The 22,218-nt window shown below is 63.5% G+C and carries 20 protein-coding genes and 1 riboswitch; of the genes, 12 read left to right on the forward strand and 8 right to left on the reverse strand.

Annotated features, from left to right (window positions below; all coding sequences use genetic code 11):
* Nucleotides 1-44: 44 nt before the first annotated feature.
* Both ahcY and metK read right to left on the reverse strand, forming a co-directional pair.
* On the reverse strand, nt 45-1,469 hold the full coding sequence (gene ahcY, locus O0881_RS18220) for an adenosylhomocysteinase (protein ID WP_034783536.1): 1,425 nt from the start codon (nt 1,467-1,469) through the stop codon (nt 45-47).
* Nucleotides 1,470-1,496: 27 nt separating this feature from the next.
* A riboswitch (S-adenosyl-L-homocysteine riboswitch) is annotated at nt 1,497-1,565 on the reverse strand.
* 123 nt (nt 1,566-1,688) lie between these two features.
* The gene (gene metK / locus O0881_RS18225) at nt 1,689-2,855 is read right to left on the reverse strand and encodes a methionine adenosyltransferase (protein WP_034783537.1); all 1,167 of its coding nucleotides are present in this window, start codon (nt 2,853-2,855) and stop codon (nt 1,689-1,691) included.
* A gap of 188 nt (nt 2,856-3,043) precedes the next feature.
* Here metK and O0881_RS18230 point away from each other — a divergent pair, with 188 nt between their 5' ends.
* From O0881_RS18230 to dapF, 3 genes are read left to right on the forward strand one after another with little or no spacing between them, the layout of a single operon-like run.
* Nucleotides 3,044-3,913: a lysophospholipid acyltransferase family protein gene (locus O0881_RS18230; protein ID WP_077398736.1), complete on the forward strand. Its 870-nt coding sequence runs from the start codon at nt 3,044-3,046 to the stop codon at nt 3,911-3,913.
* Complete coding sequence (locus O0881_RS18235) at nt 3,910-4,785, forward strand: lipid A biosynthesis acyltransferase (RefSeq protein ID WP_077398734.1); 876 nt, start codon at nt 3,910-3,912, stop codon at nt 4,783-4,785. The genes O0881_RS18230 and O0881_RS18235 overlap by 4 nt, the downstream gene beginning before the upstream one ends.
* An 11-nt stretch (nt 4,786-4,796) precedes the next feature.
* Nucleotides 4,797-5,660, forward strand: coding sequence for a diaminopimelate epimerase (dapF, locus tag O0881_RS18240; RefSeq protein WP_289905847.1), 864 nt, complete (start codon nt 4,797-4,799; stop codon nt 5,658-5,660).
* 12 nt (nt 5,661-5,672) lie between these two features.
* Here dapF and O0881_RS18245 read toward each other — a convergent pair whose 3' ends face one another.
* Complete coding sequence (locus O0881_RS18245; RefSeq protein WP_289912442.1) at nt 5,673-7,175, reverse strand: hypothetical protein; 1,503 nt, start codon at nt 7,173-7,175, stop codon at nt 5,673-5,675.
* A 415-nt stretch (nt 7,176-7,590) separates the two neighbouring features.
* Between O0881_RS18245 and O0881_RS18250 the strand changes: the two genes are divergently transcribed.
* The 8 genes from O0881_RS18250 (at nt 7,591) to O0881_RS18285 (ending at nt 15,068) form a co-directional block, all read left to right on the forward strand.
* Complete coding sequence (locus O0881_RS18250; protein ID WP_289905849.1) at nt 7,591-8,658, forward strand: porin; 1,068 nt, start codon at nt 7,591-7,593, stop codon at nt 8,656-8,658.
* Between the two features lie 179 nt (nt 8,659-8,837).
* Entirely contained in the window at nt 8,838-9,515 is a 678-nt protein-coding gene (locus tag O0881_RS18255) for a DUF484 family protein (RefSeq protein WP_099665791.1), read from the forward strand.
* Nucleotides 9,516-9,522: 7 nt separating this feature from the next.
* Complete coding sequence (locus O0881_RS18260; protein ID WP_289912443.1) at nt 9,523-10,470, forward strand: tyrosine recombinase XerC; 948 nt, start codon at nt 9,523-9,525, stop codon at nt 10,468-10,470.
* A 135-nt stretch (nt 10,471-10,605) separates the two neighbouring features.
* Nucleotides 10,606-11,688 (forward strand): GTP-binding protein, encoded by a 1,083-nt coding sequence (locus O0881_RS18265; protein ID WP_289912444.1) that lies wholly within the window; start codon nt 10,606-10,608, stop codon nt 11,686-11,688.
* A 481-nt stretch (nt 11,689-12,169) separates the two neighbouring features.
* Nucleotides 12,170-12,622, forward strand: a complete 453-nt coding sequence (gene dksA, locus O0881_RS18270; protein WP_034753066.1) for an RNA polymerase-binding protein DksA — start codon at nt 12,170-12,172, stop codon at nt 12,620-12,622.
* A gap of 210 nt (nt 12,623-12,832) precedes the next feature.
* Complete coding sequence (hslV, locus tag O0881_RS18275) at nt 12,833-13,369, forward strand: ATP-dependent protease subunit HslV (RefSeq protein WP_289912445.1); 537 nt, start codon at nt 12,833-12,835, stop codon at nt 13,367-13,369.
* Nucleotides 13,370-13,505: 136 nt separating this feature from the next.
* The gene (hslU, locus tag O0881_RS18280; RefSeq protein ID WP_289912446.1) at nt 13,506-14,858 is read left to right on the forward strand and encodes an ATP-dependent protease ATPase subunit HslU; all 1,353 of its coding nucleotides are present in this window, start codon (nt 13,506-13,508) and stop codon (nt 14,856-14,858) included.
* 15 nt (nt 14,859-14,873) lie between these two features.
* Nucleotides 14,874-15,068, forward strand: a complete 195-nt coding sequence (locus O0881_RS18285; protein WP_099665795.1) for a hypothetical protein — start codon at nt 14,874-14,876, stop codon at nt 15,066-15,068.
* Between the two features lie 68 nt (nt 15,069-15,136).
* Here the strand turns inward: O0881_RS18285 and O0881_RS18290 are convergent, their stop codons facing one another.
* Complete coding sequence (locus O0881_RS18290) at nt 15,137-15,751, reverse strand: outer membrane beta-barrel protein (RefSeq protein WP_099665796.1); 615 nt, start codon at nt 15,749-15,751, stop codon at nt 15,137-15,139.
* Nucleotides 15,752-15,918: 167 nt separating this feature from the next.
* Between O0881_RS18290 and O0881_RS18295 the strand changes: the two genes are divergently transcribed.
* Entirely contained in the window at nt 15,919-16,695 is a 777-nt protein-coding gene (locus tag O0881_RS18295) for a helix-turn-helix transcriptional regulator (protein WP_180278646.1), read from the forward strand.
* Here the strand turns inward: O0881_RS18295 and O0881_RS18300 are convergent.
* From O0881_RS18300 to gspE, 4 genes are read right to left on the reverse strand one after another with little or no spacing between them, the layout of a single operon-like run.
* Complete coding sequence (locus tag O0881_RS18300) at nt 16,668-18,926, reverse strand: patatin-like phospholipase family protein (RefSeq protein WP_289912447.1); 2,259 nt, start codon at nt 18,924-18,926, stop codon at nt 16,668-16,670. The genes O0881_RS18295 and O0881_RS18300 overlap by 28 nt on opposite strands.
* Before the next feature lie 58 nt (nt 18,927-18,984).
* Nucleotides 18,985-19,542 (reverse strand): type II secretion system protein N, encoded by a 558-nt coding sequence (locus O0881_RS18305; RefSeq protein WP_289905855.1) that lies wholly within the window; start codon nt 19,540-19,542, stop codon nt 18,985-18,987.
* A gap of 15 nt (nt 19,543-19,557) precedes the next feature.
* Entirely contained in the window at nt 19,558-20,778 is a 1,221-nt protein-coding gene (gene gspF, locus O0881_RS18310) for a type II secretion system inner membrane protein GspF (protein WP_099665799.1), read from the reverse strand.
* Nucleotides 20,779-20,788: 10 nt separating this feature from the next.
* On the reverse strand, nt 20,789-22,210 hold the full coding sequence (gene gspE / locus O0881_RS18315) for a type II secretion system ATPase GspE (RefSeq protein WP_077398708.1): 1,422 nt from the start codon (nt 22,208-22,210) through the stop codon (nt 20,789-20,791).
* Between the last annotated feature and the right edge of the window lie 8 nt (nt 22,211-22,218).

The following is a 22,218-nucleotide window of genomic DNA, read 5'->3' on the forward strand; positions in this document are numbered from 1 at the left end:
CCGCGCCCCGCGCCGCGCAGTAGGTTCCCGAGGCAAGCAACCGATTAGTAGCGGTAGTGGTCGGGCTTGTATGGGCCTTCCGTGCGCACGCCGATGTAGTCGGCTTGCTCTTGCGTCAGTTCCGTCAGCTGCGCATTCAACTTTTTGAGTTGCAAACGAGCGACTTTTTCATCGAGGTGTTTCGGCAAGGTGTACACGCCGACCGGGTAGTTGGCCGTGTTCGCGTACAGCTCGATCTGGGCGATCGTCTGGTTCGCGAACGACGAGCTCATCACGTACGACGGGTGGCCCGTGCCGCAACCGAGGTTGACCAGGCGGCCTTCGGCCAGCAGGATGATGCGGCGGCCCGACGGGAAGATGATGTGGTCGACTTGCGGCTTGATGTTTTCCCACTCGTATTGTTTCAACGAAGCAACGTCGATTTCATTGTCAAAGTGACCAATGTTGCAGACGATGGCCTGGTCTTTCATGCGCGTCAGGTGATCGTGCGTGAGGATATGGTAGTTGCCGGTGCAGGTGACGAAAATGTCGCCGTGTTCGCAAGCGTAATCCATGGTCACGACGCGGTAGCCTTCCATCGCCGCCTGCAGTGCGCAGATCGGATCGACTTCCGTCACCCATACTTGCGCCGACAGGGCGCGCATGGCTTGGGCCGAACCTTTACCCACATCACCGTAACCGGCGATGACGGCCACTTTGCCGGCGATCATCACGTCGGTGGCGCGCTTGATGCCGTCGACCAGCGATTCGCGGCAGCCATACAGGTTGTCGAATTTCGATTTCGTGACGGAATCGTTCACGTTGATCGCAGGGAAAGCCAGCTTGCCTTCCTTGTGCATTTGATACAAACGGTGCACGCCGGTGGTGGTTTCTTCCGTCACGCCCAGGATTTCCGGCAGACGCTTCGAGTACCAGGTCGGGTCGGCCAGCAAGTGCTTCTTGATCGAGTTGAACAGGCAGATTTCTTCTTCCGAGCCGGGATTGGCCAGCACCGACAGGTCCGTTTCCGCGCGCACGCCCAGGTGCAGCAGCAGGGTGGCGTCGCCGCCATCGTCGAGGATCATGTTCGAGTAGACGGCCTTGCCGTCCACGTTCGGCCATTCGAAGATGCGGTGCGTGTATTCCCAGTAATCGTCCAGCGACTCGCCCTTGACGGCGAACACAGGCGTGCCGGCGGCGGCGATGGCGGCGGCGGCGTGATCTTGCGTGGAGTAAATGTTGCACGATGCCCAACGCACTTGCGCGCCCAGTGCTTCCAGGGTCTGGATCAGCACGGCGGTCTGGATGGTCATGTGGATGGAACCGGTGATGCGCGCGCCTTTCAGAGGCTGCGCTGCCGCGAATTCTTCGCGGATGGCCATCAGGCCAGGCATTTCCGTTTCAGCAATCTTGATTTCTTTGTCGCCCCATGCGGCCAAGGTGATATCGGCGATGGTGTAGTCGTGTTGCGATTTGAGTACGGCGTTCATCACGCCCTCCTTTCAGTTGTTGAAAAAGGTACGTGAGCGCAGTTGCAGGATATTCCGAGCCTGGCGAATTTCTTCGTCGCAACGCTCCTCGGACACGGGATTTTATCATTGTCAAGGCCGCCGCGCCAGCCTGTTTGCACGGCATTGCCACGTAACAACACATAAAAAAAGCGCCCGCGGCCAGCAGGCCGGGGCGCTTTTCTTGCAAATCCGACTAGATTACTTCAGGCCGGCAGCGTCGCGCAGCAGGGCGACCTTGTCCGTGCGTTCCCACGTGAATTCCGGCTCTTCGCGGCCGAAATGGCCGTAGGCGGCGCTCTTCTGGTAGATCGGGCGCAGCAGGTCCAGCATTTGCACGATGCCTTTTGGACGCAGATCAAAGTGCGCCAGCACCAGCTTGGCGATTTCCGCGTCGGGAATCACGCCCGTGCCTTCCGTGTAGACGGTGATGTTGATCGGCTTGGCCACGCCGATGGCGTAGCTGACCTGCACCTGGCATTGGCGCGCCAGGCCGGCCGCGACGATGTTTTTCGCCACGTAGCGGGCCGCGTAGGCTGCCGAACGGTCGACTTTCGACGGGTCCTTGCCCGAGAACGCGCCGCCGCCGTGCGGGGCTGCGCCGCCGTAGGTGTCGACGATGATCTTGCGGCCGGTCAAACCGCAATCGCCTTGCGGACCGCCGATGACGAAACGGCCCGTCGGGTTGACGAGGAATTTGGTCTCCGTCAGCCATTCGCGCGGCAAGATCGGCTTGATGATTTCTTCGATGACGGCTTCTTCGATCTGCTTGTGCGAGATTTCCGGCGCATGCTGGGTCGACAGCACGACCGTGTGCACGCCGACCGGGCGGCCATCGACGTAGCGCAGGGTGACTTGCGATTTCGCGTCCGGACGCAGCCATGGCAAACGGCCATCCTTGCGCAGCTGCGACTGGCGCTCGACCAGGCGGTGCGCATAGTGGATGGCGGCAGGCATCAGCTCGGCCGTTTCATCGCAGGCGTAACCGAACATCAAGCCCTGATCGCCAGCGCCTTGATCCAGGTCAATGCCCGCACCTTCATCGACGCCTTGCGCGATGTCCGGCGATTGCTTGTCGTAGGCCACCAGCACGGCGCAACCCTTGTAGTCGATGCCGTATTCCGTGTTGTCGTAGCCGATGCGTTTGATGGTTTCGCGCGCAACTTGAATATAATCCACATTGGCGTGCGTGGTAATCTCGCCAGCCAGCACCACCAGACCGGTGTTGCACAGGGTTTCGGCAGCCACGCGGGCGGCTGGATCCTGGGTCAGGATGGCGTCAAGGATGGCGTCGGAAATTTGATCGGCAACCTTGTCGGGATGGCCTTCCGAAACGGATTCGGAAGTGAAGAGATAGTCGTTTGACATTGCAAGCTCCTGTTTACTATGTGAATGTTCTGTCGCAGTAAAGAGGATTTTGCCTGCGACGCTTTAGCGAGATTTATATTCCGCATCGCAAGTTGTCTATTAACTCAGCGGTTACTGCATACGTGGTATTTTACGCTTCTTAAAAAATTTTGGCACGGCAACACGCCATTCCTGGAAACCGCTTATACATGTTAGTCCCAATTTTCCGCTTCTTATCGATCTTTCCCCTGCCCGTCCTGCATGGCCTGGGCGCTGCGCTCGGCTGGGTAATTTATGCCATTTCCCCGTCCTACCGCCGCCGCATGCGCGAGAACATGCAAGGTGCGGGGTTTTCGCAACACTTGCACACGGCCGTGGCCGAAGCGGGCAAGAGCGTGCTGGAACTGCCCTTCATCTGGTGCGCGCCAGCCGAACGCGTGGCGCGCCATGCGACGGTGGAAAACTGGGAACTGGTGGAAAAAGCGCTGCAGCATGGCCGCGGCATCGTCTTCCTGACGCCGCACCTGGGCTGCTTTGAAATCGTCGCCCAGCAAATCGCGCTGCGCACGCCGCTCACCGTGATGTACCGCCCGCCCAAGCGCGCCGCATTGAAGCCGCTGATCGAAGGCGCGCGCGCGCGCGAAAACCTGATGCTGGCGCCGGCCAATATGTCGGGCGTGCGCATCTTCGCCAAATGCCTGAAAAAAGGCCAGCCCATCGGCCTGCTGCCAGACCAGGTGCCGCAGGAAGGCGAAGGCGTGTGGGCCGATTTCTTCGGCCGCCCCGCCTACACCATGACCCTGCCCGCCAAGCTGGCACAGATGGGCGGCGCCGAAGTCATCATCACCTACGCGGAACGCCTGCCGGGCGGGCGCGGCTATGTCGTGCATTTCGTGCCTTTCACCGAGTCCCTCGACAGCACCTCGGCGGAACAGGCGCGCACCATCAATGCGGCCATGGAACAATTGATCGCGCGCAGCCCGGCGCAATACCTGTGGAGCTACAATCGCTATAAAGTGCCGCGCGGCGCGCCGCCGCCCACGCCCGCCGCGCCGGATGCCGCCGGGGAGCAGGCATGAGACTGCTGATCGCCTTCATGTGGCTGCTGCACTGGCTGCCCTTGCCCATCCTGGGCCGCTTCGGCGTGGCCGTCGGCAGTCTGCTGTTCATCGCCATGCCCACGCGGCGCAAGATTGCCCTGACGAATCTGCGCCTGTGCATGCCGGAATTGACGGAAGCCCAGCGCGTGGCGCTGGCGCGCCAGCATTTCCAGGCGTATTCGCGCAGCGTGTGGGAACGCAGCATCCTGTGGTGGTCGTCGGAAGCGCGCCTGAACCGCCTGATCAAAAAGGTGCCCGCCTTCCCCGGCCAGCAGATCGCGGCCAAGCCGACCATCCTGCTGTGCCCGCACTTTGTCTGCCTCGACGTGGCCGGCGCCGCCACGGCCATGGAAATTTCCGCCTCGTCAATGTATGTGCAGCAAAAGAACGCCGCCTTCGACCAGGCCTTGCGCAACGGCCGTTCGCGCTTCAAGCCGCCCAAGCTGTTTACACGCCAGGACGGCATCAAGACGATCCTGCGCGCACTGCGTGACGGCTTGCCGTATTTCATGCTGCCGGACATGGATTTCGGCGAAAAGGATGCGGAATTCGTACCCTTCTTCGGCGTGCCCGCCGCCACCCTGACGGCCACGGCGCGCCTGGCGCTGGCCGCCAAGGCGCAGGTCATTCCCGTCATCGCCACCTTCCTGCCCAATTACCAGGGCTGGCAAGTGACGTATTACCCGGCGTGGGATGATTATCCGGGCGACGACATCACGGCCGCCACGCGCCGCATGAACGAATTCATCGAAGAGCGCGTGCGCGAAGCGCCGGCCGAGTATTTCTGGACGCATAAGCGCTTCAAGACGCGTCCGGAAGGCGAAGCGTCGTTCTATAACCAGCACAAGTGATACGGCAGACCATGAAACTCCAATTTACCAAAATGCATGGCGCCGGCAATGACTTCATCGTCATCGACGCCATCCATCAAGAGATCGACTTCACGCCGGCCCAATGGCAGCGCCTGGCCGACCGCCGTTTCGGCATCGGCGCCGACCAGATCCTCGTGGTGGAAAAGCCGCGCCTGCCCGGCTGCGACTTCCGCTACCGCATCTATAACAACGATGGCGGCGAAGTCGAGCAATGCGGCAACGGCGCACGCGCCTTCGTCAAGTTCGTCAGCGAAAAAGGCTTGTCCGACAAGACCAGCATCCGCGTGGAAACCATGGCCGGCATCATCGCGCCGCGCCTGGAGATCGACGGCAGCATCACGGTCGACATGGGCGCGCCCGTGCTGGAGCCAAAGCTGGTGCCGTTCGATGCCAGCGGCCTGGACGGCATAGCGCAAGGCAAGGACACCGTGTGGCCGCTGGACCTGGCGCTGCCGGGCCAAACGTCGCCCGTGCTGGTGTCCGTCGTCTCGATGGGCAATCCGCACGCCGTGCAAGTGGTCGACGATGTCGATGCGCAAGACCTGGACGCGACGGGCCCGCGCATCGAGCACCACCCGCGCTTTCCCCGCAGGGTCAACGCCGGCTACATGCAGATCGTCGACCGTCAGCACGTGAAACTGCGCGTGTTTGAACGGGGCGCGGGCGAAACCCTGGCGTGCGGCACGGGCGCCTGCGCCGCCGCCGTGGCCGGCATCTTGCGCGGCTTGCTCGATTCCCCCGTACGCATCAGCGCGCGCGGCGGCGAACTGTCGATCGCCTGGCAAGGCCCCGGCCATCCCGTCCTGATGACAGGCCCAGCCGTGACCGTGTTCGAAGGCACGATCGAACTGTAAGCGAATGAAAAGTCAGGCCGCCAGGAACTGCTGTTCCTGCGCAACATCAAGTTCCGCCAGGTAGCACTTCAGGCGGTACAGGCGCTGCCGGTAATTGCCTTCCGGCCCCGCCACGCCGCAATCGACGCGCTCGAACAGGCGCACCGCCTGGTCCAGCAACTGGCGCTCCTGCGCCGTGCGGATCAATGCCAGGCGCCGCTTGCCGCGTCCATGCGTGGCGCTGATATCGATCAACAAACAATGCCCCTGGTCGGCCGCGTGTATATCGAGCAGCAATGCCTCGGCACGCGACAGATGAAAGCAGCGCGCCAGGGCCAGCCGCATCGCCAGCAGGGGGTGGCTCTGGCCCAATTGCCGCAAATGCCCATCGGCATGCATGGCGGCGCACTGGCCCCAGTCGCCGGGTTCGCCTTGCGGCGCGATCTTCGCCAGCGCCGCCTCCGCCTCACGGCTGCCTTGCGCCTGCGCCTGCAGCAGCCAGTACGCGGCCCGCACATCGTTGTTGACGCCGTCGCGGCGATTACGCCAGGCATGCATGCCGCACTCAAGCTGGGCCGGGCCATGCCCCAGGTCGGCGGCACGCTCCAGGCAGGAATGGGCTTCGACCACATTGCGCTGGGAGAATTCCGGTTTCGTATAGATGCGCGACAGCACGAACCAGGCTTCGGCCAGTCCCTGCTCGCCAGCCTGCGTCAGCCAGCGCACGGCCCGCTTGAAATTGGCCGCGCCGTTGCGCGTGGCCAGCCGCTGGCCATGCGCATCCATGCGCGCATAGCCGAGTCCCAGCTCCAGCTGCGCCGTGCGGTCGCCGCCATGCGCGGCCAGCTCGCAACACTGCCAGCCCTCGGCATCGCCGCCAGGCGCCAGGGCCTGGGCGCAACGCGACAACAACAGCACCTGCTGCGCGTCGAGGGCGATGGTGCGCGCCCCGGCGGCCGCCTGGCGCTGCAGCAGCTCACGCGCCAGCGGCAAGCCTTGCGACAGGAAGCCCGCATGGTTGCCTTGGCTCCAGGCCTGCTCCAGCCACGAGTACAGCGGCGCGTCGCCATCGAGGACTTGCTCGCCAGCAAGGCTGGTGTCCGCCCCGGCAGCGGCAAGCGATCCTTCTTGCATGGACAACAACCATTGCGCATCGGGCAAGCCGGCCCGCACGGCCGCGTCCAGCGCCACGCGCGCCTTGGCGCGCAAGGCTTCGCAGTGGCTGCCGGCATTGCCCAGCACCAGTTGCGCCAGCACCAGGCCCGCCTGCACCAGGCCCGCATCGAACGCCTGCGCGTAATACGGAATCAGCGCCTTGGCTGCCGGCTGCGCCACTTCGAACGGCACATGCGTGCCAATCAGCAAGCACGCCTCCTCGCTATCTTCCTGGGCCGCCCGCGCCAGCCAGTGCAAGGCCGTGGGCAAGCTTTGCGGCACACCCTGTCCAAACAGATACACCCGTCCCAACGCCAACTGGCAAGCGACATCGCCCGCACGTGCGCCCTTGATCAATCCTAATGTTTCGCGATTTGCCATCGATTCTCGATATTGAGTCAATGATTCTAATAATAGTGAGCCGTCTCCAGGCCCATCAACGCAGGCCGTCCCTTAGTGTACCGTCCTTGTGTCATAAATCCGCCAAAGCGGCCTCAAGAACTTGATTCAACGCAACAATGACCTGGCGCGGACATGCCAATATGGCAAGGCATCGCTAGCGTGGCGGTGGGAGAACGCTGCCCCTCGGCGCGGGCTCGGCAAAAACCGCGCGTTACAAAAATACAACAGGGGCATGCAGTTATGCCGCTTTTCACCAATCTTTTCACGCACATTTGACCAATCCCGCACGTCTTGCGCGCCGACGAATTAAGGTTCATTCATCGAAACGCGACAGTTAGCGCATTTCAATCTGCTCGGATCTCGGACGGAACTCACTTTTAATAGGGAATAAGACATGAAAAAATCACTCGTTGCCCTCGCACTCTTCGGCGCCTTTGCCGCCACAGCACAAGCGCAGTCGTCCGTCCAAATCTACGGCACGATCGATGCAGGTCTGGGCAAAACGACGGGTTCGACCACCGCCGTTACCAAGCGCGACAACAACAAACTGGGCTTCAAGGGCACGGAAGATCTGGGCAATGGCTTGAAAGCTATTTTCCAACTGGAAATTCGCTATGAATCCGACACGGGCACGCTGGAAAACAACGCCCGTCCGCTGTTCCAGGGTCAAAGCCGCGTCGGCCTGCAAGGCGACTTCGGTACCGTACGCCTGGGCCGTGGCCTGACCGCCTTCCAGGAAACGAGCACCGCATTCGAACCATGGTCGGGCATGCCGACGAAAGCCGGTTTCCAGACCGACCTGACCGTCGCCGGCTACACCAGCGATCCGCTGAGCGCACCGGGTAACTCGCAGAACCGCTTCTCCAACGCCGTGTTCTATAACTCGCCAGTCATCAGCGGCTTCCAGTTCAACGCCACCGTGGCTGCCAAGGAAGCGAACAACAACGCCGCCGTTACCGCCACCGTGCGCAACCTGACGACGAATGCCACCGGCAACTTCGCCCTGCCAGCCAATGTGGTGCCAGAATCGAATCCGTACTCGGTGTCGGCAACGTACAACAATGCCCAGTTCGCCGCCATGGCTGCCTACGAGCGTAACGGCCTGCAAGCCAAGCTGTGGTCGGTCGGCGCATCGTTCAATCCGATCGCGGAATTGAAACTGATGGCAACGTACCAACATCAGGATGACGGCAATTTCAAAATCGTCAACACCGACACCAAATCGTGGGTGCTGGGCGCCAACTATGACGTCGGCCCAGGCAAGATCCGCGCTGGCTACGGTCAAAAAACGCCGGATGGCGTCGCCAAGACCAAGCAAGCATCGCTGGGCTACGACTACAATCTGTCGAAGCGTACCTACCTGTACGCAGATATTTCGAACAAGAAATCGGCCAGCCTCACCAACTACAACAACACCACCTCGGTCAGCTACATCGGCCTGGGCTTACACCACAACTTCTAATGGCCGGCCGGTCACCCTTCACGGGTGATTGCTGAGCTAAGAATGCAAGGCGGCATGGGCAACCATGCCGCTTTTTTCATGCGCGCGCGGAAAATGCATCGACGCCGTCCCCTTTGCGCCTATGCCGCCGCACTCTCGGTTAGAATGAAGTGTTCAACTTTCACTGACAGATATTCTCAATGACCGCCACACTCGATTCCAGCACCGTCGCCCAGTACCTGAGCGAGCACCCGAATTTCTTCGAAGAGCATACCGCCCTGCTCGGTGAGGTCAAGCTGAGCAGCCCGCTGACGGGACGCACCATCTCGCTGCAGGAGCGCCAGATGGAAGTGATGCGCGACAAGTACAAGGCGCTGGAACTGCGCATGTCCAAGCTGAGCCGCCTGGCCGAGGAAAATGGCGACATCGCCAGCAAATTCCACGGCTGGAACCAGGCCATGCTGCAAGTGCGCAACGATGCGGACATGCCGCGCGTGCTGGTCGACGCCTTGCAAAGCAATTTCGACGTGCCCTGCGTCAGCCTGCGCCTGTGGCAAGTGTTGCCGGAACACGCCAACGGCTGGTTCACGGAAGATGTGACGGCCGACGTGCGCATGTTCGCCAACAGCCTGCAAGCGCCGTACTGCGGCAGCAACCGCGATTTCGAAGCCGTGCATTGGTTGCAGGCCGACAAGATCGAATCGACCGTCATGATCGCCCTGCGCGCGCCGAACACCACGGGCACCTTCGGCTTGCTGGTGCTCGGTTCGCCCGACAGCGAACGCTTTACCTCGAGCATGGGCACGGACTTCCTCGTGCATATCGGCGCCACGGCCAGCGCCGCCCTGGCCGCGCTGCGCGCCGGCACGCCTGCCTGAACACGCCATGAAGGAGGCGCGCGGCAAGGCTGACTGGCTCGACGCCTATCTGGCGCAGCTGGCCACGCAGCGCAAGCTGTCGCCACATACGCTGGACGCCTACGGGCGCGACTTGCGCGCCTTGCTGGAACTGAGCGGCAGTACGCCCTGGACGGCGCTGGCGCACAATGAAGTGCGCCGCTACACGGCCAAGCTGCACGCCGGCGGCCTCGACCCGCGTTCGATTGCCCGCAAGCTGTCGTCGTGGCGGGGCTTTTTCAACTGGCTCAGCGGGGAAACCCCGCTCGACGCCAATCCCGTCGACGGCATCCGCGCCCCCAAGCGGGCCAAGACCTTGCCGAAAGCCCTGTCGGTGGACGATGCCGTGCGCCTCGTGGCGCCCGCGCAACACCAGCAAGGCGCCGGGGAACCGGAACAGCTGTGCAACCGCGCCATGTTCGAACTGCTGTACTCGAGCGGCTTGCGCGTGTCCGAACTGACCAGCTTGGACACCCACTATTGCAAGGCCGACGGCGGCCAGCCCGCCTCGCTGGGCTGGCTCGACATGGCCAGCTTCGAAGTCATCGTCACGGGCAAGGGCAACAAGATGCGCAAGGTGCCTGTCGGCAAGGCGGCCCTCGTGGCCCTGACCGCCTGGCTGGGCGTGCGCCCGCCGGCAAGCGACTGCAGCGCTGCCTTGTTTTTAAGCACGCGCGGCACGCGCATCTCGCCCCGCGTGCTGCAGCTGCGCCTGAAGGCGCACGCGCTGGCGACGGACATTCCCGCCAACGTGCACCCGCACGTGCTGCGCCACTCGTTCGCTTCGCACGTGCTGCAATCGTCGGGCGACTTGCGCGCCGTGCAGGAAATGCTGGGCCATTCCAGCATCACCTCGACCCAGGTCTACACGGCCCTCGACTTCCAGCACCTGGCGCACGTGTACGACCAGGCGCACCCGCGCGCCAAGCTCAAGTAGGCAGCGGCGCCGGTGGGGCAGCCTGATCCATATCAAGCGGATGGGCGCGCATTTGCAAGCTTTTGCAAAATTCCGGCATAATCGTCCGCATTCTTCCGCTTGCGCGGCGGCACCACCGATTACAAGGCATCTCTCATGGCACTGATTCCAACCACCATCCTCACCGGTTTCCTGGGCGCAGGCAAAACCACCTTGCTCAACCGCATACTGCAGGAAGAGCACGGCATGCGCATCGCCGTGATCGAAAACGAATTTGGCCAGGAAAACATCGATAACGAGATCCTGGTGCAGGATAGCAACGAACACATCATCGAGATGAACAACGGCTGCATCTGCTGCACCGTGCGGGGCGACCTGATCGTGGGCCTCACGGAACTGGCGCGCAAGCGCGACGCCGGTTTGCTGGCGTTCGACCGCGTCGTCATCGAAACGACGGGCCTGGCCAATCCCGGCCCCGTGGCGCAAACCTTCTTTGTCGACGAAGAAGTGGGCAGCCATTACATGCTCGACGCTATTATCACGGTAGTCGATGCCCGTCATGCCATGAAGCAACTGGATGAGTACGAGGAAGCCCAGCGGCAAGTGGGCTTTGCCGACAAGCTGCTGCTGTCGAAAACCGACCTCGTCAGTGAAGACGACGTGGCCATCCTGACGCGCCGCCTGAAACGCATCAACCCGCGCGCGCCCATCGCCAAGGTCGATTTCGGCCGCGCGCCGCTGGCCGAGGTGCTCGACATCCGCGGCTTCAACCTGAATGAAAAGCTGGAACTGGACCCGGATTTCCTGGCAACCGAAACGGCGCACGTCCACGACCACGACCATGCGCATGCGGAGGAGCACGGCCACGAGCACAAACACGAACACAGCGACGCCTGCGCCACCGATTGCGGCCATGCCGACCATCACCATGCGCAGCACAGCGACGATATCGCCGCCTTTGTTTTCAAGAGCACGCAACCGTTCGACAGCGCCAAGCTCGACGAGTTCCTCGGCGGCCTGGTGCAAGTGTATGGTCCACGCATGCTGCGCTACAAGGGCGTGCTGCTGATGCAGGGCGCCGAGCGCAAGGTGGTCTTCCAGGGCGTGCACCAGCTGATGGGCAGCGACCTGGGCGCCAAATGGGGCGAAAATGAAGTGCGCGGCAGCAAAATGGTGTTTATTGGCAAGAATCTACCAAAAGACATTTTTATTCGCGGACTCGAACAATGTTTGGTATAAACTAGCCGGGTTTTGCAAAGTATCCGTTGCAAAGCAGAAACAAAAGGGAAAGTTAAGCACGCTTTCCCGCTGTCTGACACCCGTCTTGCTGGCATAAACCAACAAGTAGCCGTTTCTGATCGGCTAGTCAACAAATCGGGATGGCAATATAAAGCAAAGCGTGCCAAAATCAGCGACGAAAACGGCCCATGTCGTTCGCCTGTCATGAAATGCTGGCAAACTGCCGCTGGCCGCATGCCAGGCATGCAACCGATCCACCCAACACGCCTGTTGACGCGCGCATAGCGCGACTGGCATAGAGCGGTAAAAAGTTACCAACATGGCACCTTAGCCGGCCGGTAGTCCTGGCTTTCGCCGGCAAGCCAAGGTCGCACGCAGTACAGCGGGACAGCAATGCCAAGCGGAACCTGTACAGTTGCTCGGTATCGCCGCATCAACTGATCAATTTGAAAACTCTGTCGTATCGAAGGTAAGCGAAGTTATGACCAAAACTAATAAATCGACCCCGGCCGCCAACCAAGACATCCCTCTCATCAGCGAAGACCAAATTCGCGCCATGAGCGAAGATGACTACATGAATCCGGCACAACTGGCATTCTTCAAGGCGCGCCTGCAGCAGCTCGAAAAAGACTTGCTGAAAAACGCCGGCGAAACCACGGAACACTTGCGTGAAACCGTGCTCGTACCGGATCCTGCCGACCGTGCCACCATCGAGGAAGAGCATGCGCTGGAACTGCGCACGCGCGACCGCGAACGCAAATTGCTGAAGAAAGTGCAGCAATCGATCGCCAGCATCGACGCCGGCGACTATGGCTGGTGCGAAGAAACGGGCGAGCCTATCGGCATCCCGCGCCTGATCGCCCGTCCGACCGCCACCCTGTCGCTGGAAGCCCAGCAACGGCGCGAACTGAAGCAAAAGCTGTACGGCGACTGATCTCCCTCCCCTTGCGCGGCCGCCCCGGCGGCCCGCGATGGCGAATAAAAAAGCACACGACCTCCGGTTGCGTGCTTTTTTTTCGTCCCGCGCCGACTACACTGAAGCAAACACTGCCGCTTGCAATTGCCTTTTCCATCCCCACTTTTGAGCCATGGGCGCGCAATCGCATGGCCTTGCACGCATCGGCACGAATCTTTTGAGGTCACTATGGAACAATTTCACGGCACCACCATCCTCTGCGTCCGGCGCGGCAGGCAAGTCGCCCTGGGCGGCGACGGCCAGGTAACGCTGGGCAACATCGTCATGAAGGGCACAGCCCGCAAAGTGCGTAAGTTGTATCAGGGCAAGGTCCTGGTCGGCTTTGCCGGCGGCACCGCCGACGCGTTCACCCTGCTCGACCGCTTCGAAGGCAAGCTGGAAAAACACCAGGGCAATCTGCTGCGCGCCTCCGTCGAACTGGCCAAGGACTGGCGCACCGACCGCGTGCTGCGCCGCCTGGAAGCGATGCTGCTGGTGGCCGACAGCGAATCGACCTTGGTCATCACGGGCAATGGCGACGTGCTGGAACCGGAAGACGGCATCGGCGCCATCGGCTCGGGCGGCACCTACGCCCAGTCCGCCGCCAAGGCGCTGCAGGAAAACACGGAGCTCTCGCCGGCCGAGGTGGTCAAGAAATCGCTGACCATCGCCGCGGAACTGTGCATTTACACGAATATGTCCCACATCATCGAGACCTTGGACTAAGAGTCCCCGAGAAAACGCCCATGGCTGCGTTGCATGGCCTGGGCGTACAAAAAGGTACTGCCTGCGGCCAAGCGCCTTGCCCTGAACGTTTTTCGGGCACTCTACGCAAAAGAAAGATAGAAAGCCAACTATGATCATGAACATGACCCCGTCGGAAATCGTCACCGAACTCGACAAGCACGTGGTGGGCCAGGCCAAGGCCAAGCGCGCCGTCGCCATCGCCCTGCGCAACCGCTGGCGCCGCCAGCAGGTGGCCGAGCCCCTGCGCCATGAAATCACGCCCAAGAACATCCTCATGATCGGCCCCACGGGCGTCGGCAAGACGGAAATCGCGCGCCGCCTGGCCAAGCTGGCCGAGGCGCCGTTCATCAAGATCGAAGCGACCAAGTTCACGGAAGTGGGCTATGTGGGGCGCGACGTCGACACCATCATCCGCGACCTGATCGACATCGGCATCAAGCAGACGCGCGCGCTGGAAATGAAGAAAGTGCGCGCGCGCGCCGAAGATGCGGCCGAAGACCGCGTGATCGACATCCTCGTGCCGCCGGCGCGCGACTTCGGCTTCACGCCGAATACGGCCGCCGCCGTGGACACGGGCAGCGGCGACAGCACGCGCCAGACCTTCCGCAAGCGCTTGCGCCAGGGCGAGCTCGATGACAAGGAAATCGAGATCGAGCTGGCCGAGGCGGGCCCGCAGATGGAAATCATGGCGCCGCCGGGCATGGAAGAAATGACGGAGCAGATCAAATCCATGTTCTCGGGCGTGGGCGGACAGCGCAAGAAGGCGCGCAAGGTCAAGATCCGCGAAGCGTTGAAACTGCTGGTCGAGGAAGAAGCGGCGAAGCTGCTCAACGAAGATGAGCTGAAACAGAAAGCCATCCAGAACGTCGAGCAGAACGGCATCGTCTTCCTCGATGAAATCGACAAGATCGCCTCGCGCTCGGAGTCCGGCGGCGCCGACGTCTCGCGCGCGGGCGTGCAGCGCGACCTGCTGCCGCTGGTCGAGGGCACCACCGTCAATACCAAGTACGGCATGATCCGCACGGACCACATCCTGTTCATCGCCTCGGGCGCGTTCCACCTGTCGAAACCGTCGGACCTGATCCCGGAACTGCAGGGGCGCTTCCCCATCCGCGTGGAACTCGAATCGCTGTCGATCTCGGACTTCGAGCGCATCTTGACGAGCACGGACGCCTGCCTGACGATGCAGTACGAAGCCTTGCTGGCGACGGAAAACCTGAAGCTGCAATTTGCGCCGGAAGGCATCACGCGCCTGGCGGAAATCGCCTACTCGGTAAACGAGCGCACGGAAAACATCGGCGCGCGCCGCTTGCATACGGTGATGGAAAAACTGCTGGAAGAAGTGTCATTTGCGGCCAGCGAAGGCAGCAGCAGCACGGAAAACCTGCTGGTGATCGATGCCGCGTATGTCAACGAACGCCTCGAAGCGCTGTCGGTCAACGAAGACCTGTCGCGCTACGTGCTGTAATCAGGGAGGGGACCGATGGCAAACAAGGCATTGGCGACGCGGCAGAAAATGCAGTTCCGCGTCGAACCCTCGCAAAAACCGCGCAACCCCGTCGCCACTGCTGCCCTGCAGCGCGCCGCCGGGGCGCACGTCAAGACCGTGTCAGGCCAGCGCCAGCAGGAAAAGCGGCTGCTGGCGAAATTGCTGTTGAAAGTCGAAATAGACAAATAGGCCGCCCGCGGACACCCTTTTCATAGGGCGTCCGCCATCAGGCCACTCTCTGCCGCAGCAGCATCCCCTTAGAAACGGTAGGACGCGCCCAGCGAAAACATGTCGACCTTGGTCGTCTGCTTGCTGCTGTACTTGACCGGCACGCGGTCCCAGTCCAGGTGCAGCGCCCAGTTCTTGTTCAGCGCATACGCCGCGCCGATGCCATAGGTCAGGCCGATCTTGTCCTTCTTGTCCGAACCGCCGCCCAGATAATCGACCTTGCCCTGCGTGTAAGCCGCGCCCAGGCGGCCGCTCAGGGTGAACGCGTCAAACTGGTAGCCGAGCACGCCCTGCATGCCGAGGCCCGTGAACTTGCCGCGGCCCGCGCGCCGGCCGGCGCCCGTGTCGAAGCCGGACTTCACTTCGCCGCCCATATACCCCACCAGCTCAATCGAAGGCAGGGCCACGCCGCCCTGAAACGGCAGCGCGTCGAAACTGTAACCCACGTAGGCCTTGCCGTTGCGCTTGCTGCTTTTGTCGCAATCGTTTTGTCCCGGCACGCAGTCGAGGCCGGTACTGGCGCGAAAGCCATAGCTGGCGCCCATGTAGATGGGGCCCGGCGCAGGATCGGCTGCCGATGCATGCAAGGGAGCGATGGCGGCCAGCGCCAGCAGCGCTGCGGGGAAACGTAATTTGAAGGACATGAATAACCTCTACAAGTGGATGAGTTGCCTGGTTGTAGCGCGCCGTGCGAGCCACAAGCGGGAGTGTCATCTCTTTTGCCGTAAAGTACTATCACCTTGTGCAAAGTGCCATTAAGGGCTACATTCGGTACCGTTACCCGCTACCAAACTTATCAAAAAGGATATCCGTGAGTTCACCCGAACTGGTTTTGCGCGTGCTGCGCACGCAACTGCGCGCCGCCGGCATCACCTATAAAGTGCTGGCCGAACGCATCGGCATGAGCGAATCGAGCGTCAAGCGCATGTTTGGCCAGCACGACATGTCGCTGTCGCGCCTGGCCCTGATCTGCAAGGCCTCGGGCATCGCCATGGAAGACGTGCTGCGCGGCGCGGCCGACATCACGCCGCATGCCGACACGCTCACCCTGGTGCAGGAAAAGTCGCTGGTGGCGCATCCGCGCCTGCTGCTGGTGGCGATCTGCTGCCTCGGCCACTGGAGCCTGGAGCAGGTGGTGGAAACGTATGCGCTGACGCAAGCCGAATGCATCGGCTGCCTGGCCGAGCTGGATCGCCTGGGCTTGATCGAGCTCAAGCCGCTGAACCGCTACAGCCTGCGCGTCTCGAACGCCTTCCACTGGCTGGCCGACGGCCCGGTGCAGCAGTACTTCCGCGAACACGTGGTGGCCGATTATTTCAGCGGGCATTTTGACGGCGCCGGCGAAACCCTGATGTGCATCCCGGCGCGCCTGTCGCTGTCGAGCGCGCAGGAGCTGGTGCAAAAGATCCGCCAGCTGGCCGAGGAACTGGCGCGCCTGCACCAGAACGACCGCCGCCTGGCCCCCGCCGAGCGCGACGGCTTTACCCTGCTGCTGGGCTTTCGCTCATGGGAATTTGCCGCCTTCACGGCCCTGCGCCGCAGTACGGCGTCCGCCGCGCCCTACCAGACCGGCCCCAGGAACAGGTAGAGCGTGCTCTCGCCGCCCTTCGATGCGCCCGACGCCACGTACACCGGACCGAAGCGCGTATCGACGGAGATGAAGGCGCTGCTGGCCTGCGTGAATTTGGTGGATTTCCAGTGCTCGCTCTGATCGAAGCCGCCGCCCATTTCCAGCGAAAAGCCGGCCCGCACGGCGCCGCCCAGGGTGCTGGGCAGGGAACCGATGCGACGCGCCATCACGAAGCGCGCCAGGGCCACGCTGCGCCCCGTCACCGATTCGAACTGCGTGCCGGACAGGCGCAGGAAGCCGCCCAGGCTGAGTGGCGCCTCGCCCCGCTGCGCGCGCGCCCATTCGCCATACACATGGCCGGCCCAATTGCCGCGGCCAAAGGCCTTCAAGCCCGTGATGGCGGAACGCCCCAGGCCCGTCTCGCCCGAACCCGTGGTCGAGGCGCGCGTCCAGGTGGCGTCAAACAGCACGCCGCGCGTGGGGAAACCGGGCGAATCGAGCGTATCGACGCGGAACTGGACGAACTGGTTGGTGCCCAGCGCCCGCTCCTGCGGATAGGCCGGGTCGGCCGGGATGCTGACACCGGCCTTGACTTCGCTGCGCGAGACACCGAACTGCAGGTCGCCCCAGAAGCCGAACTGGCGTCCCAGCACCAGGCTGGCGCCCTGGCCGCTGTAAGCGACGCGCGCGCTGCGCCGTCCCTTGTCGAACAGGTCGACCGCCTGCGAGCTGTACTGGATCGACGGCGCGATATACCACGGGTTGCCGGCGCCCAGCGGCTGCCAGTACTGCACCCCGAAATTGCGCGTGGTGCCGATCTGCGCCATGCTGCGCAATTCGCCGCCCCAGCTGTTCAGATTCGAGCGCACATGCAGCAGCTTCAGGGCAAAGGTATTGCTGTCCCTGAAATCGCTGCCCACTTCCAGGCCCACGCGCAGGCGGCTGCTGGCCCACGGCGCTTCGACGGCCTTGATGGTGACGGCGCGCTGGTCGCCGGAATCGACCACTTCCGTCTCCACGCGCGCCACGTCGCCGCGGCCATACAGCTTGGCCGCCGCCTTGAGCACATCTTCCTGGCTGATCGACTGCCCTTCCACCAGGCCCGATTGCGCCTGCAGGATGCGCGGATTGATATCGCCTTCGCTCTCCACGGCCAGGCGCGTGAGCGGCAGGGCCACGTCCAGCAGGGCCGGCGCGGCCAGGCGCAGCTGCTCGCGCGCCGCATACTGTTCCGGCGGCAGGGCCAGCGGCGCCAGGCGGGCGGCCAGGGCCTGCGCTGCCTGCTCGCCGGCGCGCATGGCACGCGCATAGTTTTCAAAGTCGAGGAAACTGACGCCCGTCAAATCCGGCGCCACCAGGATATCCTGCGGCTGCAGCTCCTTGAGCGAGCGCTGCACATTCTGTTCCGTGAGGATTTGCAGCATCTGCTGCGCCACGCCGATGGCGCTGCCCAGCTCTTTTTCCGGCGCCAGCGGCGTGCCCACGTTGACGGCGATGATGATGTCGGCGCCCATGGCGCGCGCCATGTCGACGGGCAGGTTGCGCACCAGACCCCCATCGACCACCAGCCGGTTATTCACGCGCACGGGGGCAAATACGCCCGGCACGGCCAGCGAAGCACGCATCGACAGGAACAGGGGCGTATCGACCAGTTCCACCAGTTCGCCATTGACCAGGTCCGACGCCACCGAGCGGAAAGGCAGCGGCAGCTGGCTGGCGGGGCGGTCGCGCATGCCGGCCGGCAGCAGCCGGTTCAAGGCCATTTCCAGCGCCGCATTGCTGGCCGCCGACGGCGGCGTGGAAATGCCGTTGCGGCTGGTGCCAAACTCGATGCGCGACGGCAGCAACAAATCTTCCTCGCGGCGGCGGAACGCCAGTTCGTCGCGCGGCGGCCGGTCGGCCACCACGCGCGCCCAGTTGGTCTCGCGCGCCATCTTTTCCAGGTCCGCCACGGAGGCGCCGGCCGCATACGCGCCGCCCACCACGCCGCCCATGCTGGTACCGACCACCATGTCGATCGGCACATGCAGCTCCTGCAGCACTTTCAAGACGCCGATATGCGCCAGGCCGCGCGCGCCGCCGCCCGACAGCACCAGGGCGATGCGCGGACGCGCCGCGACGGGTGCGGAAACGGCCGGCGTGGCGGTGGAGGCGGGGGTAGTGGCGGCGGGAATATCGGCGGCGGCAGCCGGCGGCAAGGCGCACAGCGCCGCCACGCAGCCCGCCAGGACGGCACGAATCGAGAACATGAATACTCCTGTGGCGATGGCGGCATGGCGCCATCGGCAAAATACGATAAAAACAGCGTTAATTCGGCGGCGGCACGCTGCTCACTTGCGGCGCCGGCATCATGGTCGCCGGCCGCTGCTGCTCCATCGGCAGCGGCGGCGGCACCAGGTTCGTGACCGGCGCAGGGGCCGCGGCCGGCGTCGGGGTGGCGGACACCTGCCCCGGCAAGGCCAGCGCCTTGTCGTCGGCCACCAGGTCGATGCGCTTGCTCACGCCGCCGTCGCGCAGCAGCACGTGGCGCGCATGCACTTCCAGCACCGTCACGCCGGGCACCACCTCGGCGCCTTCCGGCAAGGCGACGGAGGGCTTGCCATCGGTCGAGATGATGGCCACGCTGCCGCGGCCATTGCCGGCGGCCACCACGCCCTTGAGCTGGTAGTTGCTGGCCGTGGCCACGCTGACCTGGCCGCCGAACAGCGAGGCGCCCGCCTCCACACTGGCATCCTGCACCACCGGATTGGGGGGCGGATTGATGGGACGCTGCGGCGCCTTGAACAGCTGCATGGCCCAATAGGCCAGCGACACGGACAGCGCCACGACGGCGAGCAAACTTGTAACTTGAGGCAAACGCTTCATGGCTTCCTTGGATACTTATCTTACAAGCTGATTGATTTCGATAATCGGCATCAGCACGGCCAGCACGATCAGCAGCACCACCACGCCCATCGCCAGGATCAGGGCCGGTTCCAGCAGGCCGGCGATGGTGAGCGTGCGGCGTTCCAGGTCCTGCTCCTGCGCGCTGGCGGCGCGTTCCAGCATGGCCGGCAGCTCGCCCGTGATTTCGCCCGCGCGTATCATGTGGATCAGCATGGGCGGAAAATGCTTTTGCGCCGACAGCGCGCGCGCCAGGCTGACGCCCTCGCGCACGGCGCCGCTGGCGTCAGCCACCAGTTCCTGCATCGCCACGTTGGTGAGCGTGTCGCGGCTGGTGTCGAGCGCGCGCAGGATCGGCACGCCGGACCCCGTGGTGATGGCCAGGGTGCTGGCGAAACGCGCCGTGTTCAGACTACGCTCGAATTTCCCGTACAGGGGCGCCGTCAGCAGCCAGGTATGCCAGCGCCGCTTCAGGGCCGGCTGCTGCAGCGCGCGGCGCCAGGCGAACCAGGCGCCGGCCAGGATCACGGCCACGACGAGGCCATAGTTGCGCACGAAGTCCGACAGCGCCAGCATGATCACCGTCAGCATGGGCAGCTTCTGCTTGGTATTGGCGAATACGGAGACGATCTGCGGCACCACATAGGTGAGCAGGAAAATCACGATGGAAAACGCCACCACCGTGACAATGGCCGGATACGTGAATGCCAGCTTGACCTTCTGCACCAGCGCATTGCGCCGCTCGATATAGTCGGCCAGGCGCGAGAGCACGCGCGACAAATGGCCGATCTGCTCGCCCGACGCCACCAGCGCCCGGTAAATTTCCGCGAAATCGCGCGGATGGCGCGCCAGCACGTCGGAAAACGCGGCGCCGCCAATCACTTCCGAACGGATCGAGGCGATCAAATCGCGCAGATACGGCCGCTCGGCCTGTTCCAGCAGCGCGGAAAATGCCTGCTCCAGCGGCAGGCCCGCTTCCAGCAAACTGGCCAGCTGGCGCGTAAACAGGGCCAGCTCGGTGCTCGACAGGCGCTCGCCGAAGCCGCGCCGTTTGGTCACGCCGGCGGCGTCGACCTGCGCGGCGATCGGCTCGACGGCCAGCGGTACCAGGCCTTGCACGCGCAACTCGGCGCGCGCGGAACGGGGACTGTCGGCATTGAGCACGCCCTTGCGGGTGGCGCCTTGCGCGTCGACGGCTTCATAGCGGAATGCGGGCATGGTGGCGGGCCTAGTCTTTGGTCACGCGCAGCAACTCGGCCTGCGTGGTGGTGCCGTCGCGCAGCCAGCGTTCGCCGTCGTCGCGCATGCTCGTCATGCCGTCCTGCAGGGCCACGGCGCGCACTTCCGCTTCCGAGGCGCGGTTGTGGATCTGCGCGCGGATCTGCTCCGTCGTGCGCAGCAGCTCGTACACGCCCACGCGGCCCTGGTAGCCCGTCTGGCCGCAATGCTCGCAGCCGACCGCCTGCCAGTACTGGCCGTCGAAGGTCTTGCAGGAACCGCACAGCTTGCGCACCAGGCGCTGCGCCAGCACGCCTAGGAGCGACGACGACAGCAGGAACGGCTCGATGCCCATGTCGAGCAGGCGCGTGACGGCTGCCGAGGCGTCGTTCGTATGCAGGGTCGCCAGCACCAGGTGACCCGTCAAGGATGCCTGCACGGCGATCTGCGCCGTTTCCAGGTCGCGGATCTCGCCGATCATGATCACATCTGGATCTTGCCGCAAAATCGCCCGCAGCGCCTTGGCAAATGTCATGTCGATGCGCGGATTGACCTGCGTCTGGCCGACGCCGGCCAGGTCGTACTCGATCGGGTCTTCCACCGTCAGGATGTTCGTCGTGGTGGCGTTGAGCATCGACAGCGCCGCGTACAGGGTCGTCGTCTTGCCCGAGCCGGTGGGGCCCGTGACGAGCACGATGCCGTGCGGCTGCGTGATCAGGCCGTCGAACTGTCCCAGCATGGGCGCGCTCATGCCCAGGTGCTGCAGGTCGAGGCGCCCCGCTTCCTTGTCCAGCAAACGCAGCACGGCCCGTTCGCCATGCCCGGTGGGCAGGGTCGAGACGCGCACGTCGACAGGCTTGCCACCCACGCGCAGGGTGATGCGGCCGTCCTGCGGCAAGCGCTTTTCGGCGATGTCGAGCTGCGCCATGATCTTGATACGCGAAATCAGCGAACCGTGGATGGCTTTCCTGGGACGCACGACGTCGCGCAGGCTGCCGTCGATGCGGAAGCGCACGACGGAGGTCTGCTCGAACGGCTCGATGTGGATATCGGACGCGCCTTCGCGCAGCGCCTGCGTGAGCAGCGCGTTGATCATGCGGATGACGGGCGCGTCGTCGGACGATTCGAGCAAATCCTCGATGGCCGGCACGTCCTGCAGCAGTTTTGTCAAATCCAGGTCGGCGTCGAATTCATCGGCCATCTGCGACGCGTCGCCGCCGCCGCCCGCGTAGGCGCCGGCGATGGCCGCATCGAGGTCGCCGCGCGGCAGCACCGTCAGCTGAATCTGGCCGAAACGACGCGACACTTCGGCAATCGCCGCCGGCGCCGTCGACGCGGCCACCAGCACCTCGACGGGGGCGCCGTCGACGGCGCCGGGCCGGGCCAGCAAGCCGAAATCGCGCGCGTAGGCGTAGGGAAGCAGATTGCTCATGACTGTCC

The organism is Janthinobacterium sp. SUN100 (genome assembly GCF_030397705.1).
GTDB lineage: Bacteria > Pseudomonadota > Gammaproteobacteria > Burkholderiales > Burkholderiaceae_D > Janthinobacterium > Janthinobacterium kumbetense.

Bases quoted from the DNA above. Each gene is read 5' to 3' on its own strand.
- O0881_RS18230 (WP_077398736.1), top strand. From the start codon at position 3,044: ATGTTAGTCCCAATTTTCCGCTTCTTATCGATCTTTCCCCTGCCCGTC.
- O0881_RS18265 (WP_289912444.1), top strand. From the start codon at position 10,606: ATGGCACTGATTCCAACCACCATCCTCACCGGTTTCCTGGGCGCAGGC.
- dksA (WP_034753066.1), top strand. From the start codon at position 12,170: ATGACCAAAACTAATAAATCGACCCCGGCCGCCAACCAAGACATCCCT.
- metK (WP_034783537.1), bottom strand. From the start codon at position 2,855: ATGTCAAACGACTATCTCTTCACTTCCGAATCCGTTTCGGAAGGCCAT.
- O0881_RS18250 (WP_289905849.1), top strand. From the start codon at position 7,591: ATGAAAAAATCACTCGTTGCCCTCGCACTCTTCGGCGCCTTTGCCGCC.
- O0881_RS18290 (WP_099665796.1), bottom strand. From the start codon at position 15,751: ATGTCCTTCAAATTACGTTTCCCCGCAGCGCTGCTGGCGCTGGCCGCC.
- ahcY (WP_034783536.1), bottom strand. From the start codon at position 1,469: ATGAACGCCGTACTCAAATCGCAACACGACTACACCATCGCCGATATC.
- hslU (WP_289912446.1), top strand. From the start codon at position 13,506: ATGAACATGACCCCGTCGGAAATCGTCACCGAACTCGACAAGCACGTG.
- dapF (WP_289905847.1), top strand. From the start codon at position 4,797: ATGAAACTCCAATTTACCAAAATGCATGGCGCCGGCAATGACTTCATC.
- O0881_RS18235 (WP_077398734.1), top strand. From the start codon at position 3,910: ATGAGACTGCTGATCGCCTTCATGTGGCTGCTGCACTGGCTGCCCTTG.
- O0881_RS18285 (WP_099665795.1), top strand. From the start codon at position 14,874: ATGGCAAACAAGGCATTGGCGACGCGGCAGAAAATGCAGTTCCGCGTC.
- O0881_RS18245 (WP_289912442.1), bottom strand. From the start codon at position 7,175: ATGGCAAATCGCGAAACATTAGGATTGATCAAGGGCGCACGTGCGGGC.
- hslV (WP_289912445.1), top strand. From the start codon at position 12,833: ATGGAACAATTTCACGGCACCACCATCCTCTGCGTCCGGCGCGGCAGG.
- gspE (WP_077398708.1), bottom strand. From the start codon at position 22,210: ATGAGCAATCTGCTTCCCTACGCCTACGCGCGCGATTTCGGCTTGCTG.
- gspF (WP_099665799.1), bottom strand. From the start codon at position 20,778: ATGCCCGCATTCCGCTATGAAGCCGTCGACGCGCAAGGCGCCACCCGC.
- O0881_RS18300 (WP_289912447.1), bottom strand. From the start codon at position 18,926: ATGTTCTCGATTCGTGCCGTCCTGGCGGGCTGCGTGGCGGCGCTGTGC.
- O0881_RS18260 (WP_289912443.1), top strand. From the start codon at position 9,523: ATGAAGGAGGCGCGCGGCAAGGCTGACTGGCTCGACGCCTATCTGGCG.
- O0881_RS18255 (WP_099665791.1), top strand. From the start codon at position 8,838: ATGACCGCCACACTCGATTCCAGCACCGTCGCCCAGTACCTGAGCGAG.
- O0881_RS18305 (WP_289905855.1), bottom strand. From the start codon at position 19,542: ATGAAGCGTTTGCCTCAAGTTACAAGTTTGCTCGCCGTCGTGGCGCTG.